General features: G+C 70.5%; 15 protein-coding genes and 1 pseudogene. 8 read left to right on the top strand and 8 right to left on the bottom strand.

Annotated elements, in window-relative coordinates; translation table 11 throughout:
- Window positions 1–209: 209 nt before the first annotated feature.
- The 3 genes from ACY34I_RS21915 to ACY34I_RS21905 are packed head-to-tail and all read left to right on the top strand — an operon-like array spanning window position 210 to window position 3,807.
- Window positions 210–1,355 (top strand): ROK family transcriptional regulator, encoded by a 1,146-nt coding sequence (locus tag ACY34I_RS21915; protein ID WP_462756944.1) that lies wholly within the window; start codon window positions 210–212, stop codon window positions 1,353–1,355.
- Between the two features lie 12 nt (window positions 1,356–1,367).
- The gene (locus tag ACY34I_RS21910; RefSeq protein WP_462756943.1) at window positions 1,368–2,837 is read left to right on the top strand and encodes a M81 family metallopeptidase; all 1,470 of its coding nucleotides are present in this window, start codon (window positions 1,368–1,370) and stop codon (window positions 2,835–2,837) included.
- A 4-nt stretch (window positions 2,838–2,841) separates the two neighbouring features.
- Window positions 2,842–3,807 carry an ROK family protein gene (locus tag ACY34I_RS21905; RefSeq protein ID WP_462756942.1) on the top strand — a complete coding sequence of 322 codons (966 nt, stop codon included), beginning with the start codon at window positions 2,842–2,844 and terminating at the stop codon, window positions 3,805–3,807.
- A gap of 115 nt (window positions 3,808–3,922) precedes the next feature.
- On the opposite strand, the gene ACY34I_RS21900 is transcribed toward ACY34I_RS21905, so the two are convergent.
- Window positions 3,923–4,528, bottom strand: coding sequence for a hypothetical protein (locus ACY34I_RS21900; RefSeq protein ID WP_462756941.1), 606 nt, complete (start codon window positions 4,526–4,528; stop codon window positions 3,923–3,925).
- 190 nt (window positions 4,529–4,718) lie between these two features.
- Window positions 4,719–5,126 (bottom strand): hypothetical protein, encoded by a 408-nt coding sequence (locus tag ACY34I_RS21895; protein ID WP_462756940.1) that lies wholly within the window; start codon window positions 5,124–5,126, stop codon window positions 4,719–4,721.
- Between the two features lie 401 nt (window positions 5,127–5,527).
- Between ACY34I_RS21895 and wrbA the strand changes: the two genes are divergently transcribed.
- From wrbA to ACY34I_RS21880, 3 genes are all read left to right on the top strand, one after another.
- Window positions 5,528–6,130: an NAD(P)H:quinone oxidoreductase gene (gene wrbA / locus ACY34I_RS21890; protein ID WP_148799024.1), complete on the top strand. Its 603-nt coding sequence runs from the start codon at window positions 5,528–5,530 to the stop codon at window positions 6,128–6,130.
- 254 nt (window positions 6,131–6,384) lie between these two features.
- Window positions 6,385–6,894, top strand: a complete 510-nt coding sequence (locus ACY34I_RS21885; RefSeq protein ID WP_462756939.1) for a SigE family RNA polymerase sigma factor — start codon at window positions 6,385–6,387, stop codon at window positions 6,892–6,894.
- Window positions 6,891–7,736 (top strand): hypothetical protein, encoded by an 846-nt coding sequence (locus tag ACY34I_RS21880; RefSeq protein ID WP_462756938.1) that lies wholly within the window; start codon window positions 6,891–6,893, stop codon window positions 7,734–7,736. Before ACY34I_RS21885 ends, ACY34I_RS21880 begins: the two co-directional genes overlap by 4 nt.
- A 202-nt stretch (window positions 7,737–7,938) precedes the next feature.
- On the opposite strand, the gene ACY34I_RS21875 is transcribed toward ACY34I_RS21880, so the two are convergent.
- From ACY34I_RS21875 to ACY34I_RS21855, 5 genes are all read right to left on the bottom strand, one after another.
- Window positions 7,939–8,580, bottom strand: a complete 642-nt coding sequence (locus ACY34I_RS21875) for an SIMPL domain-containing protein (protein ID WP_462756937.1) — start codon at window positions 8,578–8,580, stop codon at window positions 7,939–7,941.
- Window positions 8,581–8,648: 68 nt separating this feature from the next.
- Window positions 8,649–10,013, bottom strand: a complete 1,365-nt coding sequence (locus ACY34I_RS21870; RefSeq protein ID WP_462756936.1) for a hypothetical protein — start codon at window positions 10,011–10,013, stop codon at window positions 8,649–8,651.
- 52 nt (window positions 10,014–10,065) lie between these two features.
- The gene (locus ACY34I_RS21865; RefSeq protein ID WP_462756935.1) at window positions 10,066–11,346 is read right to left on the bottom strand and encodes a HEAT repeat domain-containing protein; all 1,281 of its coding nucleotides are present in this window, start codon (window positions 11,344–11,346) and stop codon (window positions 10,066–10,068) included.
- A gap of 114 nt (window positions 11,347–11,460) precedes the next feature.
- Window positions 11,461–12,249: an aminotransferase class IV gene (locus ACY34I_RS21860; protein ID WP_462756968.1), complete on the bottom strand. Its 789-nt coding sequence runs from the start codon at window positions 12,247–12,249 to the stop codon at window positions 11,461–11,463.
- A 222-nt stretch (window positions 12,250–12,471) separates the two neighbouring features.
- On the bottom strand, window positions 12,472–14,433 hold the full coding sequence (locus ACY34I_RS21855) for a zinc ribbon domain-containing protein (protein ID WP_462756934.1): 1,962 nt from the start codon (window positions 14,431–14,433) through the stop codon (window positions 12,472–12,474).
- 164 nt (window positions 14,434–14,597) lie between these two features.
- On the opposite strand from ACY34I_RS21855, the pseudogene ACY34I_RS21850 reads away from it, so the two are divergent.
- Window positions 14,598–14,834: pseudogene (locus ACY34I_RS21850) on the top strand (VOC family protein); the annotation flags it as partial.
- A 267-nt stretch (window positions 14,835–15,101) separates the two neighbouring features.
- Here the strand turns inward: ACY34I_RS21850 and ACY34I_RS21845 are convergent.
- A complete protein-coding gene (locus tag ACY34I_RS21845; protein ID WP_462756933.1) occupies window positions 15,102–15,272 on the bottom strand; it encodes a hypothetical protein in 171 nt (56 codons plus the stop codon).
- A 207-nt stretch (window positions 15,273–15,479) separates the two neighbouring features.
- On the opposite strand from ACY34I_RS21845, the gene ACY34I_RS21840 reads away from it, so the two are divergent.
- Window positions 15,480–16,940 carry an NF041680 family putative transposase gene (locus tag ACY34I_RS21840; RefSeq protein ID WP_462756967.1) on the top strand — a complete coding sequence of 487 codons (1,461 nt, stop codon included), beginning with the start codon at window positions 15,480–15,482 and terminating at the stop codon, window positions 16,938–16,940.
- The last annotated feature ends 86 nt before the right edge of the window (window positions 16,941–17,026 follow it).

Below are 17,026 nucleotides of genomic sequence, written 5' to 3'. Positions count from 1 at the left end.
TCCTCGACGTTCGACGCGGAGAATGTATCCGCGCCGAAGTCCGGAGTCAACGAAACTTACCCTCTTTATTCGCTGACTTCGGCCAGGGTACGATCTAAGTCGGCGAAGCATCTTCCGATGCTCTTCGCGTGGACTCCGGAGCGCCCTGCCTCGGGAACTGCGACAGACTGAGGCCCCGCCGGAGGACCGCCCGAACAAGGAGAGACATCTTGGAACCATCGATCTCCGCCACTCTGCGCGACCAGACCCTCAGCCTGCTGTCCAGCGGTGCGGCCACCTCGCGCGCCGACCTCATCGAGGCGTTGCAGGTCGCCCCGTCGACCGTCACCAGCGTGGTACGCCGGCTGCTGGAGGAGGGGGTCATCCTGGAGGAGGGGGTCGGTCGGTCCACCGGAGGCCGGCGCCCCCGGATCCTGCGCCTGCGGGAGACCAAGGGCGTCCTCGCCGTCGCAGAGCTGGGCGGCAGGCACGCCCGGGTGGGGTTGTGCGCGCCCGGCGGAGAGCTGCACGCCACCGAGGAAGTGGCGATCGACATCGCCGCCGGGCCCGAAGAGGTGTTCGACGTCGTCGCGGCGACGTTCGCGCGGCTCCAGGCGGCGACCGCACCCGGCCAGGAGCTGCTCGGGGTCGGCGTCGCCCTACCGGGCCCGGTCGCGTCCCCCGACGGGCGGCTGGTCGGCCCCGCCCGGATGCCCGGCTGGAGCGGCGTCGACGCGAAGGGCCACCTCGCCGAACGCTTCCAGGTGCCGGTGGTCGTCGAGAACGACGCCAAGTCGGCGGCGATCGGCGAGTACGCCACCCGGGGCCGGGAGTCCGACGACATGATCTATGTCAAGGCCGGCACCGGCATCGGCGCCTGCCTGGTCAGCGGCGGACAGATCTTCCGCGGCGGCCGCGGCCTCAGCGGCGATGTCACCCACGTACGCGTGGCGGACAGCGGCGAGCGGCACTGTTCCTGCGGCAGCCGCGGCTGCCTGGAGACCGTTGCCAGCGGTGCCGCCCTGGCCCGCCAACTGGCCGAGCAGGGTTCACCGGCGACCACGATCCGGGACATCGTGGCGGCGGTCAGCGACGCCGACCCGACCGTGGTGACCATGGTGCGCCAGGCCGGCCGGCTGCTCGGAGTGGCGCTCTCCGGCCTGGTCAACTTCCTCAACCCCGACGCCGTCGTCATCGGCGGCGCGCTGTCCAGCCTGGACGTCTACGTGGCCGCGACCCGGGGAATGCTCTACGAGCGCTGCCTACCGTCCATGACCCAGTCCCTGACCATCGAAGCCAGCGTAGCGGGCCCGGACGCGGCCCTGGTCGGCCTCGGGCACCTGCTGCGCACGACGGCCGACGTACGACCCTCCTGAGGAGCAACACCCGTGCCCCGTCCCCTCCGCGTCGCCATCGGCGGCATCCACATCGAGTCCAGCACCTTCTCGCCCCACCTCAGCACCGCCGACGACTTCGAGGTCACCCGAGGCGATGCGCTGCTGGCGCGATACGACTGGCTCTCCCCCGCCCAGCCCTGGGCCGCTGACGTCGAGTGGATCCCGCTCGTGCACGCCCGGGCCCTGCCCGGCGGGGCGGTGGACCGGGTAACGTACGAGGCCTGGGCCACCGAGATGGTGGAGAAGCTCGCTGCGGCCGGTCCGCTGGACGGCATGCTGCTGGACATCCACGGCGCGATGACCGTCGTCGGAAGTGACGACGCGGAGGGCGACCTGGTCACCGCCATCCGGTCCGTGATCGGGCCGGAGCCGTTCATCTCCGCGGCGATGGACCTGCACGGCAACGTCTCGCCGGTGCTCTTCGACGCCTGCGACCTGCTCACCTGCTATCGCACCGCCCCGCACATCGACGTGTGGGAGACCCGTGAGCGCGCCGCCCGGAACCTGATCGAGGCGCTGCGCCGACAGCAGCGCCCGCACAAGGCTCTGGTCCACGTGCCGATCCTGCTGCCCGGCGAGATGACCAGCACCCGCGAGGAGCCGGCCCGGGGCCTCTACGCGCGGATCCCCGAGGTCGAGGCCCGGGACGGCATCGTCGACGCGGCGATCTGGATCGGCTTCGCCTGGGCCGACCAGCCCCGCTGCCGGGGCGCGGTCGTCGTCACCGGCACCGACGCCACCGCCACCACCGAGGCTGCCCGTGACCTCGGCGGGCACTTCTGGGCGGCCCGCGACGAGTTCGCCTTCGTCGCCCCAACCGGCTCCATGGACGAGTGCCTCGACACCGCCCTGGCCGCGGTCACCGACCCGGCCCGGCGACCGTTCTTCATCAGCGATTCGGGCGACAACCCCGGCGCCGGCGGCGCCGACGACGTCACCTTCGCCCTCGAACGGATGCTGGCCCGCCCCGAGATCCGCGACGGCGCCCGCCGTGCCGTGTTCGCCTCGCTCGTCGACCCGCAGGCCGTCACGCAGATCGCCGACCAGCCGCTCGGCTCACCGGTCCGGGTGACCGTCGGCGGACGGATCGACCCCCGCGACCCGGGCCCGCTGGCACTCGACGGGATCCTGGAGGCGGTCGCCGACGATCCCGACGGCGGACGGTGCGTCAGCGTACGAGTCGGCGGGCTCAGCGTCCTCGTCACATCCCGCCGGATGCAGTACCGCCTGCTGGACTCCTACGCGCGGCTGGGCATCGCGGTCGACGAGATGGACCTCGTCGTGGTGAAGATCGGCTATCTCGAACCCGAACTGTTCGACGCGGCCGGCGACTGGCTGCTCGCGCTGACCCCGGGCGGCGTCGACCAGGACCTCGCGCGGCTGCCGTACCAGAATGTGCTGCGACCGGTGTTTCCCCTGGACCGCGACTTCACCGCGGACCTCACCGTGGTGACCGGGTGATCGCGTGACGCAACCCGAAGGCCAGTGCGTCCTCGCCGTCGACGTCGGCGGAACAACCATCAAGGGCGTCGTGGTCGGCGAGGACGGCCAGTTCCGGCACTCGCTGACCGCGCCGTCGCGAGCGGACGACGACCCGGTCAAGGCCGTCCGGTCCCTGTGCCTCCAGTTGCGCGAGGACGCGCTCGCCCTCGGCACCACACCCGCCGCGATCGGCGTGGTCACACCGGGCCTCGTCGACGAGATCAACGGGGTGGTGCGGTACGCCGCCAACCTCAGGTTCCGCAACGTGCCGCTACGCGCCCTCATCGGGGACGACCTCGGGCTGCCGGTGGCGGTCGGGCACGACGCCCGGGCGGCCGGCGTCGCCGAGGCGGTGGCCGGCGCGGCCGGTGGACTGGACAACTTCCTGCTGCTACCGCTGGGCACCGGCATCGCCGCGGCGGTGGTGGTGCACGGCGCGCCCGTGCCGGGCGCGACCGGCTCGGCCGGCGAGGTCGGCCACATGCCGGTCTACCCCGGCGGGGAGCCGTGCAGTTGCGGGCAGCGGGGATGCCTGGAGGTGTACGCCTCCGCCGGCGGGCTGGCCCGCCGCTATGGCCGACTCGGCGGAACCCCAGGGTTGGACAGCCGGGCCATCGCCGACGCGGTGGCCACCGATCCGGTGGCCCGCACCGTCTGGGACGACGCCACCCAGGCTCTCGGGACCGCCCTGGCCACCCTCACCCTGACCCTCGACCCGGCCCGCATCGTCCTCGGTGGGGGGCTCGCCGACGCCGGCGCGCTGTTCTTCGACCCGGTACGCGACGCCCTGCGCGCGGCCCTCGCCTGGCGGACCCCGCCCCCGGTGCTGCGCTCCGCGTTCGGCGCCCAGGCCGCACAGGTCGGCGCCGCCGTCCTGGCCCGGCGGGAAGCCGGCCTGCCCGTTCCGGACGGCTGGGGCGCACCCGAACCCGTGCCGCCTGTCGCGTGACCGCGGGGCGGCCGTCCCGGGTCAACCGTCGGCGAAAGATCCGCCCGGGCAGCAAGATCATTCAGCGCGCCGCCCGTGCCTCGGTCGCGGGTGAGGCGAGACGGTCGCGCCCGAGCTACCGCTCAGCGGGCAGGTATCGAAGCCCCTCCCCGTCGGGCACGAGGTAGGCGATACGCCGCGGCGACGTGGGCTCGCGGCCCAGCTTCTCGGCCGAGGTGTCGCCGGAGACCTCGAATCCGATGAGACCGAGGCGGAAGTCGACCTCGTCGTACACCCGGCGGCCGACGCTCGCCAACCAGTCGTCGACCGGCCGACGCCAGGCCAGCGAATCGTCGTCGTCGGGCGGACACGGATACCCACCCACCCGCCCGTCGACCCGGCCGAGGGCGCCCAGAGGCAGGTAGAGGTCCAGCCAGTCGGCGCCGTGTTCTTCGCGTACCGCCACTGCTCCGCAGACCAGCCGGTCGCCGGACGGCAGTTCGACGACGCCGCGTAGGTGCCCGAAGCGCTCCAGGGACTCCACCGTGCACGGCACCACGTCCTGCGCGGACGGCTCCGACTGGCGGTTGGCGTAGCAACCCACCACGCCGGCGGTCCGCCAGACGGCGACCAGCGCTCGCCTGAGACGCTCGTCGTCGCCGGCGTCACCGAGTTCCAAGGCGAGCTCGTAGAAGCCGCCATGCCAGTTGTCGGCGAGAGTGAAAGCGGTGGCATCGCCCACGGCGGCCTCCCTGTCAGCGGTACCGGACATCGCCACGACGCGTCGCCCTCCGGGTCGTAGCCCATGAATGCGTGAAAGTAGTTCGAGGCGCCCTCAGGCGTGATCAACACGGGCTTGCCCAGCTCTCGTCCCACGTCCCAGAGGAGAACGGGTACGCGGCTGCAGCCGCGTACCCGCAGCTCACGGCTTGTCAGCCGCAGTTACCCCAGGTGTACCTGCCGGCGGCCTGCCACATCGTGCCGTACAGGACCTCACCCTCGTACATGACGCAGGTGTCCCGCGCAGAGCGCTGCTTCGCGGCGTAGTACTTGTAGTTGCCCGAGTCGGTGACCCAGGAACCACCCTCAACCCGCAGGCTGGCGGCAACCCCGGTCGTCGATCCGACGGCCACCGCCTTGAGGGTGGCGACGCAGTTGTACCCGGTCGCGCTGTTGTACATCAGGTAGACGTCGCCCACCTTGGTGCTGCCCGAGTAGATCGACCGGTGGCCGTCGGAGGCCTGGGCCCAGGAACCGCCGAAGTCGTTGTTGCAGGCTTGTGCCGGGGTGAACGGGTTCGTCGCGGCACGGGCCGGCGACCCGAAGGTCGCCACCGCCACAGAAACCGAGAGAATCGAGATCGACAGTCGTCGCGCTAGTACGCGCACACGGTCCTCCAAAGCTCCGGCGCGAAGATCACGCACGTGTCTGGCGCCAGTGATTCATAACAGATGATCAACAGTACACAGTGCCCAAATCCGGTCAACGGCGGCATGGCGCAGCCGCGCCGCGACGCCGGCCAGCACCATCGCCGGCGAGGGCGCGCCGCCCGCTGCGCTCGATCATGAGCCAGCAGTCCGGCCAGGGATCGAACCGGCGCAGTCCGTCCGGAACGCCACGGCAGCACCGGGTAGGGCGAGGCCGTTTCGACCGCGATTGTCCGGGTAACCAGAGTGCCGAGATTGTTGACCACGCAAACATCCCGTGGGTCCTCCCCGGGAACGACGAAGGGATGACCTCGATGGCACAGGTCAAGCTGTCCGTCATCTACTACTCGGCCACGGGCACCATCCACGCCATGTCGGAGCGGGTGGTCGAGGCCGCGCAGAAGGCGGGTGCGGAAGTGCGCCTGCGCCAAGTCCCGGAACTCGCGCCCCCGGAGGCCATCGCGTCGAACGCGGCCTGGAGCCAGCACTTCGACCGCACCAAGAACGAGCCGAAGGCGACAGCGGACGACATCGTCTGGGCCGACGCGGTGATCTTCGGCTCCCCCACCCGGTACGGCAACATCGCCAGCCAGCTCAAACAGTTCCTGGACACGCTCGGACCGCAGTGGGCGCAGGGCCTGCTGGCCGACAAGGCCTACGCCGGCTTCACCGCCTCACAGACCGCGCACGGCGGCCAGGAGACGACCCTCATGGCCCTGTACAACACGATCTACCACTTCGGCGGCATCATCGTGCCGCCCGGCTACACCGACCCGCTGAAGTTCGTGGACGGCAACCCGTACGGCGTCTCCCACGTCACCGGCGGCAACAACACCGACCCGCTGACCGAAGCCCAGTACGCGGCGCTCGACCACCTTGCCGAACGGGTCGTCAAGTTCGCCGGCAAGATCAGCTAGCCACCGAGGCCCGGCAGACGGCGACAACAACCTGCGGCTGCCGTGGCAGATCGGGTCCTCCTGCAATCTCACGCAGAAGCACGCCGCATCGCCGTCCAGTCCACCCATGACCACCGACATCCACCGCCGTTTAACAGCGGGCGGGTCCGTCTCGCGAGCCGCGGAGTCGTGTGCCACGAGGAATTTGCTTCGAGAGGCAACCCTCCGAGCGGGACCCCGCGTGACTATCTCGAATCGGCGGATCGGAGGGTCGGATGGGCGATCGCGACGCGGCGTTCGCAGAGTATTTCGCGGCGAGATCGGACGCGATGCGTGGCACCGCGTACCTGCTCTGCGGCGACTGGCACCGGGCTGAGGACCTGGTCCAGACGGCGTTCACGAAGCTCTACCTGGTCTGGAACCGGGTCTCTCGGCACGAGGTGCTCGACGCCTACGTACGCCAGATCCTGATCCGGTCCTTCCTCGACGAGCGGCGCCGCGGCTGGTGGCGGCGGGAGCGGGTGGGCGGTGATGAGGCTGAGCGGCCGACGCCGCCCGACTCGCCGGAAGGCCGGCTGGTGATGCTCCAGGCGCTGGCCGCCGTGCCGCCGCGCCAGCGGGCCGTTCTGGTCCTCCGCTACTGGGAGGACTTGTCGGTCGACGAGGTGGCGGCCTTGCTGGGGTGCTCGCCGGGGACGGTCAAGAGCCAAGCGGCCCGTGGCCTGGATACGCTGCGCGGCCTGCTGGAGCCCGCGCACAGTGGGATCGCACAGGGGGAACGATGAACGGAGAAGAACTGCGCGAGGCGCTGCGCAGCGAGATGACGGCCGTCACGCCGCCGCCACCGTTGAGTACGGCCGCCGCCCTCGGCGCCGCCCGGCGGGCGCGCATCCGCCGCCGTACCACGTGGGCCTGCGGCGGATCCGCAGCCGTGGTGCTGGCGATCGCCGCTGTCACGGCCATCGGCACCCCGGGTGCCGGCGGCTTCCGCCCGGCGGGTCCTGCGCCGCAGGCCATCCCGCACCCCTCCGCCAAGGACACGGCGGAGCCGTGGCCGACCGGGCCGGACGGCCGTCCGCAGGAAGACCGGACCGCGCGGGCGGGTTCGAGGTACGACCAGGGAATCCGGCTCCTCGACGAGATCGTCTCCGTCGTGCCCGCTGGCTACGTCGCGCCGGACAACCCGGCGAACCAGCCGGCTGACCAGATGCCGCTGCGGGCCCACCAGGCGCAATTCGAGGACAAGGTGAACGGCGTCGACGTGTGGAGCTACATGTCCTGGGCCGCCGTGGCCCAGAAGGAGCGGATCGGGCGCCTACTTGTCGAGGTGCACTCCGCGGGCAATCAGCTACCGGCCGAACCGTGCGCGCTGGCCCGCGAGTTCTGGGGCATGCAGGGCGACTGCCAGGTGGTGACTGTCGGCGCGGCACGGGTCGGCGTCGTGGTTCGACCGGCCAGCGACGATCGACTCGACCAGTGGGCGGCCTACCGGCACCCGGACGGCGTCGTCACCTACGTCGCCCAAGGTGCGAGGCTCGACGGCGACCGTCCGGGGCTGGCAGCGCTGCCGTTCTCCGTGCCGCAGCTGGCCGCCCTCGCCGTCGACGACCGGTTCCACCTGCAGTGACTCGGCATCGAGGGTCAGCCGGTAACGCACCGGTCGTGGCGTGACCTTCAGCGGGGTCAGCGAACACCGCTGAGTGACAAACGGAGGCGGTTCGAGACGATCACGGATGGCTGGTCAGGCGAGCGCTCGCCTGGTCAGCCATCCGTGGTTGCCGGCCTGATTCCAGGTTGGGCCGGTCCGCACAGGTGCCCCGAACGCTGTTTCAGTCGTGGGCGATCGAGAAACCGAGGATCACCGCAGCCGACACCACCACGTGTCCGGGCGCAAGGTCCTGCGCGGAGGCTTCACCGCTCGAACCGTGGCCGCGGAATCGCCCGTGCCCCACGTTCTCTGGATCGACATCGTCGATGTGCACGACAGTACCGAGCCGAACGCCGGCCGCGTCGGCGTACAGCTCGGCCTTCCGTCGAGCAGCTGCCACCGCTTGACGCCGAGCTTCCGCACGCATCTCGGCCTTCGTCGTGACGTCGAAGTCAACCGCCTCGATCTCGTTCGCACCGGCGGCCACGACGTCATCGAGCAACTGCTGAACGATGTCCAGGCGGTCCGACTCCATCGCGAACGACGCCTGGCACTCGTAGCCGAGGAAGACGCGATCTGGGCCGTAGCCGCTCCAGGAGCTCTTGAGATCCAGCCGTGACCGCTCCACCGCACTGTCAGCAACGCCGTGGTTTCGCAGGGCCTGACGTACCGAATGCACTGCCTGAGCTGCGGTGGCGAATGCGTCCGACGGTGTCTGTTCCACCCGCACGACCCGGAATCGCGCTCGGACCGTGTCCGGCATCGACTTCACGCTCGCGGCACCGTAGGCGGTGACGCCCCACGGCCGCTCGATCAGCTGCATGACGATGATCTTACGAAGGTGACCCGCGCAGCATTGTCCCCGATCGGCCTGCCGACCCAGCCAGGCACTCAACAGCCGGGGTCGCGCTCGCGGCAGGTGACGGTGAAGTCGCCGCCAAGGGACAGCGAGACGCCGGCGGTATACGAGGCCGCATTCGGGGCGGTGAGTGCGGCTGTGCGCAGCGACAGATGCGCGGGTCGCGGGAACTCGATCGCCCGCAGTCCCCACGTGCCGTCAGCTTGCGGAACGGCGAGGTTGACCACCGCTGAGGCGTCGCGCGCTGCGCCGAACTCGGTGTGGGCGGCGGTGTAGGCGGCCAAGGTGAGCTGGGCTAGCGCTGGTAGGTCGGTCACCGTGGGCCGGGGTGAGCTGGTCGGGAGCACCGCTCGGGCCCAGTGGCCGTCGGCGAACCGGTCGGCGATCCGATGGGCCAAGCTGGGGCTCCCAGTGATCCATTTCTCGGCCAGCCGTCGGAACGCGTTGTTGCGCGCCGCTGGAGGCTGACCGGCGGCGGTGAGCACGCCGTCGCCGGCGCCGGCGAGGGCCTCGCATAGCTCCCGCAGCGGAACCCGGCCGACAAGCTTCGCGTAGCGCACCGAACGGATCTCCAGCATCGCCTGGTGGAGCACCATGGCGGCGTCCAGCGCCCCATCGCACGTCGGTGGCAGCTGGGTTCGTGGAGGCTTGCGCAGCGCGGCCGGGCGGCGTGGGGTGTACGGGTCCGCGGCTCGGCCAGCGTGCGACAGATGCCACGACCGATCGTCGAACCAGACCGTGGCCGAGGCCGCACGAAGGTGTCCCTTGGCGCCCACCCGGACCTCGACTCCGGCGGCATCGGCAGCCAAGGTCGCGCCGGCCCTGTCACGGCTGTCGAACTCCACTGCCTGGACGTCGCTGAGGAACAACTGCACGACGGCTTCATGATCGCCTGGCGCGTGGTAGCGGCGCGGCGCCGCCAGGGCTACGTAGCCGCAGAGTTCCGGCCCGGCGCGTTCCACCCGCACGCCGCGGACCTGGGCACGGGCCAGATCGTAGTCCTCGCCGACGCTCGCGACGGCCGTCGCGGTCAGCGGCGCGATGCCGGGCCGCACCACCCCCTGGTAGTCGCGGTAGTGCACGACACGGTGAACGGGCGGAGGCAGCAGCGGCTCCAGCCGGTGGCCGGCTACTGCGGCTTGCTCGACCATCCACGCCCGGCGCGGTCCGGGCTCTGCCATCCATCCGAGCGCAGCCCGCGCCCGCCGCTCACGCAACCACGCCGGACGACTGACCGCCGCGCCGACCAGCGGGAATGTGTGGTTGTCCCAGACGTCCGCGATCTCGACAACGGCCTGCCGGTCGAAACAACGACCATCAGCCGCCAGCTCCCCGATCCGCGCCACCGAGCGGTCCAGCAGCGCGGCGAACATCGACATCGCAGACGCCTTCGTCATGACCGCGAAGCCCAAGCCGACTCAACGAGGATCCGCTCTGGCAGCACGATGGTCATTCGAGGGATGGCCAGCCGTGTGCGAGCACGCGCTCCACGTGGTCGAACTCCCACCAGGCGAGCGACTCGTATCCGTCCTCCTCGCTCATCCGGCGCAGCTCCGCCAGGGCGTGCACGTCCCCGCGCATCGCCAGGCCGGCCGCCGCACGAACCTGCACCTCCCTGTCGTCGCCGTTCATCTGGGTGGTGAGCAGCTCCCGCAGTGCGGGCGCGTCGATCACGGAGTGGATGAGCGCGGCCGTCGCCACCGTGCGTACCGTCGGATCGGGGTCGCGGGCGAGGCTCAGCATCGCCCGCATGACGTGCGGCGGCGGGTCGTCCGCGGGGCCGCCAACGCCGTTGAGCACGTCCGCGGCTACGCGGCTGCGCACCGGAGCACGATCGTCCGCGACGAAGGGCAGGAACTCGTAGAGGATTTCGCCGATCTCGCTGAAGCCCGCGTACGCGCCGAGCACGCTGCACAGCGTCTCGGTGTCGGTCTCGGCCGTCATACGGTCGCGCAGCACCGCCAGGGCCTCGGCAGCGTACGGCGCGTCGACGGCCTCCCCGTCCACGGTCGACGAGTGCAGCAGTTCGGCGGTGAATCGCCGCACGGCCACCTCCGGATCGGCGAGCCGCCCGACCGCCCACCGGAAGGTCTCCTCCGCCGGGAATCGCACCGTGACGGCGTGCTGCGACGCCCACCAGTCGCACGACTCCGGGTCCACCGACCACAGGGCACGCGCCAGCAGTTCGTCGCGCGAGACCGGGAGATCCAGCGACTTTTCGAGGACGGTGACGACGGCCCGGTGTTCGGCGAGAACCTCCGCTCGCCGGCCGTCGGCGGTGGTCAACCGGATCCGCAGCGCTCGGGGCAGATATTTGCCGACGGTGACATGGTCCCGTACCACCGTGAGGTCGTCGTCGTCGGCCAACCTTGACCGGCGGCGCAGCTCGGCCTCCGGATCGACGTCGAGCCAGGCCCGGGCCGCGTTGAGCGCAGTCCGCAGCGTGGCTTCCGGTGCCGGGTACCGGTGCAGTAGGTGTTCCACCAGCTCGCTGGCCCCGTGCTCGGCCGCCCACACCACCGGGTCGACATCGCCCCAGGGCCCCGAGGGCACGACCTCGCCAGCCGGGTAGAGCAGTTGGGCGAGCCCTGGGCCGCCGGAGCGGATCACCTCGGCGGCCACCGCCCGGCCTTCGTCCTGCCACTGGGCCTCGTTCGGCAACGCGGACAGGAAGCGGCGGATGGCGGCGAGGTCACCGTTCCGGATGGCGTCGCGCATCGCTTGCTCCATGCGGCCATTCTGCCGCCGACCCCTGTCGGAGCGGGGTCCCGTCGGGACCGCCTCTCGCGCCGCCGGGCCCCGGATGTGCTCGGCCGGCGCGCCGCTCCGCGAGCATCGGTACGGTTAGAGGGCTTCGGGCGGGATGGCCTCGTACCCGGCCCGCAGCCGATCGAGCAGCGCCGGCTCGGCGGCGAGCGAGTGGCCGTCGATCGCGGCCACCGGCCGGATACCGACGCCGGCACTGGTGACGAAGGCCGCACCGCCGGCGGGCAGGCTGTCGAGCCGGATCGGCTCCCGACGGAGCGGCATGCCGATCCCCGCGAGCACCCCGTCGAGCAGGCGGGCGGTGACCCCGGGCAGGCAGTCCGCCACGGGCCACCACACCTCACCGGCTACGACGAAGCCGATGTTCCAGGTGGCCCCCTCGCTGACCCGGCCGTCCGGGTCGACGAAGAGTACGTCGTCGAAGCCGGCGCGCTGGGCCAGGCGACGCTCGCGCACGGCGCCGAACAGGCCGACGTGCTTGACTCCGGGCAGGTCCCGCCGGTGGCACACAGCGTGCAGGCGCATTGGGGACGACGCCGCCGGCTCGGCCGGCCGCACGTTGATCAACACGCGGGGCCGCGCATCCCTGGCGGGGTGGGCGACGGAGAGATCCGGGTCGAACACGCTGATCCGCAACATCGCCGGCGGATCCACCCGTACGGCCAGCCGCCGCGCCAGCCCGCGTACCCGGTCGATGTCCAGGGGCACGCCGAACAGCGCGTCGCAGTCCCGGGCCAGCCGGTCGAGGTGCAGGCCGAGTCCGCGCACCCCACCCCGCTCCAGCCGGACGGTGGTGAAGTGGCCGTAGTTGACCAGTGCCAGCGCCGCCAGGTCGTCGGCCGTCGCGGGCACGCCGTCGAGGTCCATCACCGCCCCATCCTGGCACCCACGTCGGCGAGCCGTTCCGGGGCCACGAGCGCCGCGCTGGGGCTGGTGCATCGCCGCGGGTGGGTGAAATGACGGCATGCCGAGCCGTCATCGCCATCGACGCCATCCGACCACAACTGATCACCGGCTTCTGGTGCTCGGTTCTCGGCTGGCAGGTTGTTGATAAGGATGCTGAGGTGATCACCATCGCAGCGTCCCTGATCAGCTTAGTGATCCTGAGTCGGATTGAGTTTCCGGGATCGTTTCCCACCGTGGTGGTGTCGCGTGGGCGTGGAAGTGGAATCCTGCGCCCAGTGCGGCTCCGCGCGGCCGGTGACCGGGGGTGGGTGTGCTGATCGTGTTCACGCCCTGGTGCCGGTGGGCTGCGCGGGGCAGCCTGCGGTCCGTTGGTGCGTGTCCCTCCGGACGCTTACCCGCCCGGCTGTGAGGCCGGGTGGGGGAGGGTGCCCTGCGTCGCCTGGGCGCGGGGCGTGATGGCTTGCGCCGGGTAGGGCCGGTCTTCGACCGGTCCCCCCGGTGGCTTTTCGTGATGACCGCTGCCGCTTCGAGTTTGTCGACCACGCCGCGGATGACCATGTGCCCGCTGGCCTTGTCGATGACGGTCTTGACCTGATGGGCCAGGCCGCGGGCGGCGATACGCCGCCAGGCGCCCTGGTCGCGGTCGCCCTGCCAACGGCAGGACTGGTTGGGACACAGGGCCCATTTCCAGCCCGTCACGGTCGACTTGTCGGGGGCCTTGCAGTGTCGCAGCGGTGTCAAGCATTGCGGGCAGTGCTTCGAGGTGTTGCGCGCAGGCGTGGTGACCACCGCGATACCGTGCTCGGCGGCGAGGTGCCGCATCCGGTCGACGATCTGCCCGCGCACCTGCTGAGACAGGCGCGTGTTCAGGGTAGCGCCCATGCCCTTGGCCTCCAAGGACCGCAGGTCTTCGACGTAGATGACGGTCGCCCGGGCGGCGATGGCCTGGTCGACCGCCCAGCGGGCGGCAGCCCAGGCAAGCGCGGCGTTCAGATTGGAGCGGCGATCGGAGACGTGGCGAATCTCAGCGCGTAGTACCGCCAGTTTGCCGACGAGGTGATGCCGCTCGTCGACGCCGGCGAGGCGCTGGTAGTGGTCGGCCTTGGCGTGCAGCCGCTCACCGTGCCGGCGCAGGCGGTGCTGCTTGGCCAGGACCCCGGCGGCTCGGAACTGACCACCGGCCCCCAACGCGGTGATCCGCCCATCCTCGTGCAGTCGCAGGGCGCCCGCGCTGAGGAGGGTGTTCAGGCCCCAGTCCACGCCGACCGCGACCGTGTGACCGGTGCGCCGGGCCTTCGGCACCGGGTGGCTGTATGCCATATCGGCGCGCACCTGGCGGCCGGTGACCCGCAGGGTGGGCAGGTGCAGTATCGCCGAGGCGGGGACCGTGGGCGGCAGGCTGATCGGACAGGCCACCCACGTCCAATCCCGATACGATCGCGGGTCCGGGCGGGTGGGCAACTGCAACCGCAGCAACACCCTCGCAGGGTCGGTGTCGCTGCGTTCGATGCTGGCCTGCTGCCTGTCACACGCGGCCAGCAGCAGCATCCGCGCGACCCTTGGGACGCCTTCCAGTTCGAACACGTCCACCGGCAGCCGCCCATTGGCGGCAAGGAACCTGGCAGCCTGCCGGGTGCGGGACTTGATAATGCTGGACGGCAGATGCTCCCCGCCCGGAACCGCCTTGCGTACCTGCTCCCACTCCTGCGCGGTGCGCTGACGCGGATCGTCCGGCCACGTCGCCAGCACCCCGGCGGTAAGGTCAGCACGCCACCACGCCGAACGCAGAACCCGCCCCGCCTGCTCCTGCGCCATGCGCACGATCCGGTCATTGACCCTCACACCCTCGGCCGTGGTGACGGTCCAACCCAGACGCCGCAGCGCCATCCACGCGTTCGACGGAAGCTTCCGGCCACCCGCGTCGTGTCCGGAGGCCAACACCTCCACATCCGCAGAGTTCCACCGCTCCGCCAACAGGCTGGAGACCATCCCCGCCACCAGATCGGCACACCAGCCGACACGTTGCGCCAGCACCGCATGCGACAGGACCTCACCGCTCTCCTCGTCCACCCCTGATCGCAGCAAAGCGCGGGCGCAAGCGGTACGGGAAGTCTCGCCCTCAGCCAGCGGCAGCTTCCCGCTCACCGACTCATCGCCTCAGCATCGATCCAGGAGAACCCGCGATCACGACCGGCCCACACCACCGGAATCTCCCCCGAACCAGCCCAAAGACGAAGCGCCACGGTCCACACGGTTAACCTATGATCACCAACGATTCCTAATCAAGTTGGTCAGCCTCCGACCGTTCCGGGCCGATGATCGACGTGGTTGCTGTGCCAGAGGGCAAGGTGACCAAGAACCGCTTGCATTTCGACCTGCGTGCCGATGGCGTGTCCACCGCGGAGGAGCTTGACCGGTTGCTCACCCTCGGTGCACGACGCGTCGACGTGGGACAGCCCTCCGATGTGAGCTGGGTCGTGCTTGCTGATCCTGAAGGTAACGAGTTCTGCCTGCTTTCACGTCCTGTCCAGGAGCTCCAGGGCTAAGCCCCGTGCCGGCCCATGCCGATCTTCCGGGGCTTCATCGGCGCTGCGCCGAACGTACGATCATGCGCGTGGAGGGTCTGTTCGTCGGCGTGGGGCTGCTCTGCGGCGGGTTCAGTTGTCTGCTGCTGCTGTGCATCGTCGCCGCGATGTGGGCGGCCGGGCAGCGATAGGGCGAGAGCGCCTCTGGCGCTTGCAACTCCCAGGTGCCCTGCCCGCTGTCGGGTCCGCTGTTCCGGGAGCACCTGCTGCTCTTCGATCGGACGCGGTTCAGAGGCCGAACATCGGGCGGCAGGCCGGAAACCCGTCGACCGTCGCCGTCGGCCGCTTTTCCTGAGCCCACTTCTCGCTGGTGAGCCGTAGGCGGTCGGATACGACGGCCTCGCCATCGCGGGCGTCGACGGAGATGCCGTCGTGCTCGTAGCCGAGCTTGCGGGACACGCCCTGAGCTTTCCGTTTAACCTCAGCCGTCGGTGGCTGGGTTTGCTCCTGTGTGGATGTCGGCGTGTCGCGTTCGACGTGGGGACGGCCACCGCCTGATGATCTTCCGGTTCCTGGCAGAACATGAAGATCAAGGCGGTGGCCGTGGCCACGATTCTGGACTACCTGGGCGGGCTGGTGCTACCCGGCGCCCCGTCGAGAGGGCCGGTGGCGGATCCGGCAGCGGTGTTGGCCGGCTTTCGTCGGGATGTCTATCAGTGCCTGATCCGTCGGGCGGACGTGTTGTTCGAGCTCACTGACGCGGTCCTGTGTAAGGACGGGCCGGTGCACAATCTGGCCGACCTCACGCTGACTCCGGAGCATCGGCGAGGTCACGGTGCCTTGTACGACGGGTTGAACAGCGGCCGGGTCGACATCGCCCGGCTACGGGTCGTCCTGAGCGGGCTGCCGCTGCCGCGCACCGCGGACGGGCGGATCGTTCTGGCGGTCGATGTCAGTAACTGGCTGCGCCCGGACGCGTCCACCAGCCCTGACCGGCTGTTCTGCCATACCTACGGCCGTGGCAAGGGTCAGGCGCAGATGATCCCGGGTTGGCCGTACTCGTTCGTCGCCGCGTTGGAGTCCGGGCGCACGTCGTGGACGCAGGTCCTGGACGCGCAACGGCTCGGCCCGGCTGACGACGCTACGGCGGTGACCGCGGCCCAGTTGCGTGAGGTGGTGAACCGGCTGATCGCGGCGGGGCAATGGCGTCCCGGCGACCCGCCGGTTCTGATCGTCACTGACACCGGCTACGACATCACCCGGCTGGCGTTCGTCCTGGCTGACCTGCCCGTGCAGCTGCTCGGCCGGCTTCGCGCCGACCGGGTGCTACGGCTACCGAAGCCGCCCCGACACCCTGGCGCGACCGGCCGACCGCCCAAACACGGGCCCGAGTTCCGCCTGGAAACGCCGGACACGTGGCCGGCCCCGCAGCATCACAGCACCACCGCCACCAGCCGGTACGGCACCGCCGAAGCAGCCAGTTGGAACCGACTGCACCCCAGGTTGACCCGCCGCACCTGCTGGATCGACCACCACGGTGACCTACCCGTCATCGAGGGCACCCTGATCCGGCTGCAGGTCGAGCACCTGCCCGGCGAGCGTGACCCGAAACCGGTGTGGCTGTGGTGCTCCGCCGTCGGCGCCAGCGCCGCCGATGTGGACCGCTGGTGGCAGTCTTTCCTGCGCAGATTCGACCTTGAACACACGTTCCGGCTGTTCAAACAGACCCTGGGCTGGACCCGGCCGAAGATCCGCACCCCGCAGGCGGCCGACCGGTGGACCTGGCTGATCATCGCCGCCTACACTCAGCTACGCCTCGCACGTCCCCTCGTCGCGGACCTGCGTCGGCCATGGGAGAAGCCGGCAGCACCTGACCGGCTCACTCCCGCCCGGGTCCGTCGGGGATTTCGGAACCTGCGTCCGAAGACCCCTCTGCCGGCCAGTGCTCCGAAACCCGCGCGGCCAGGCCCCGGACGCCCACCCGGATCACGAAACCGCAGACCAGCACCCCGCCACGACGTCGGCAAAACCGCCAAACGCGACCTCAGCATCACAGCACGTAAACAACACACGGGGTCGGGTCGCCCAGGGCATCGCAGCCCTGGGCTCCCACGGAACCGTGCGTAACAGTCGCCCGTTACACGGCTCTTCTCATCCTTTCCAGAGGAAATGGCTCTCCCAGGCCCAGTGCCGGAACAGGCCGGGGTCTCGAT

This window comes from Micromonospora sp. RTBAU3-60 (assembly GCF_054963695.1).
Note: the sequence above shows the minus strand (reverse complement) of the source record. Positions and strands in the feature narration are given on the sequence as shown.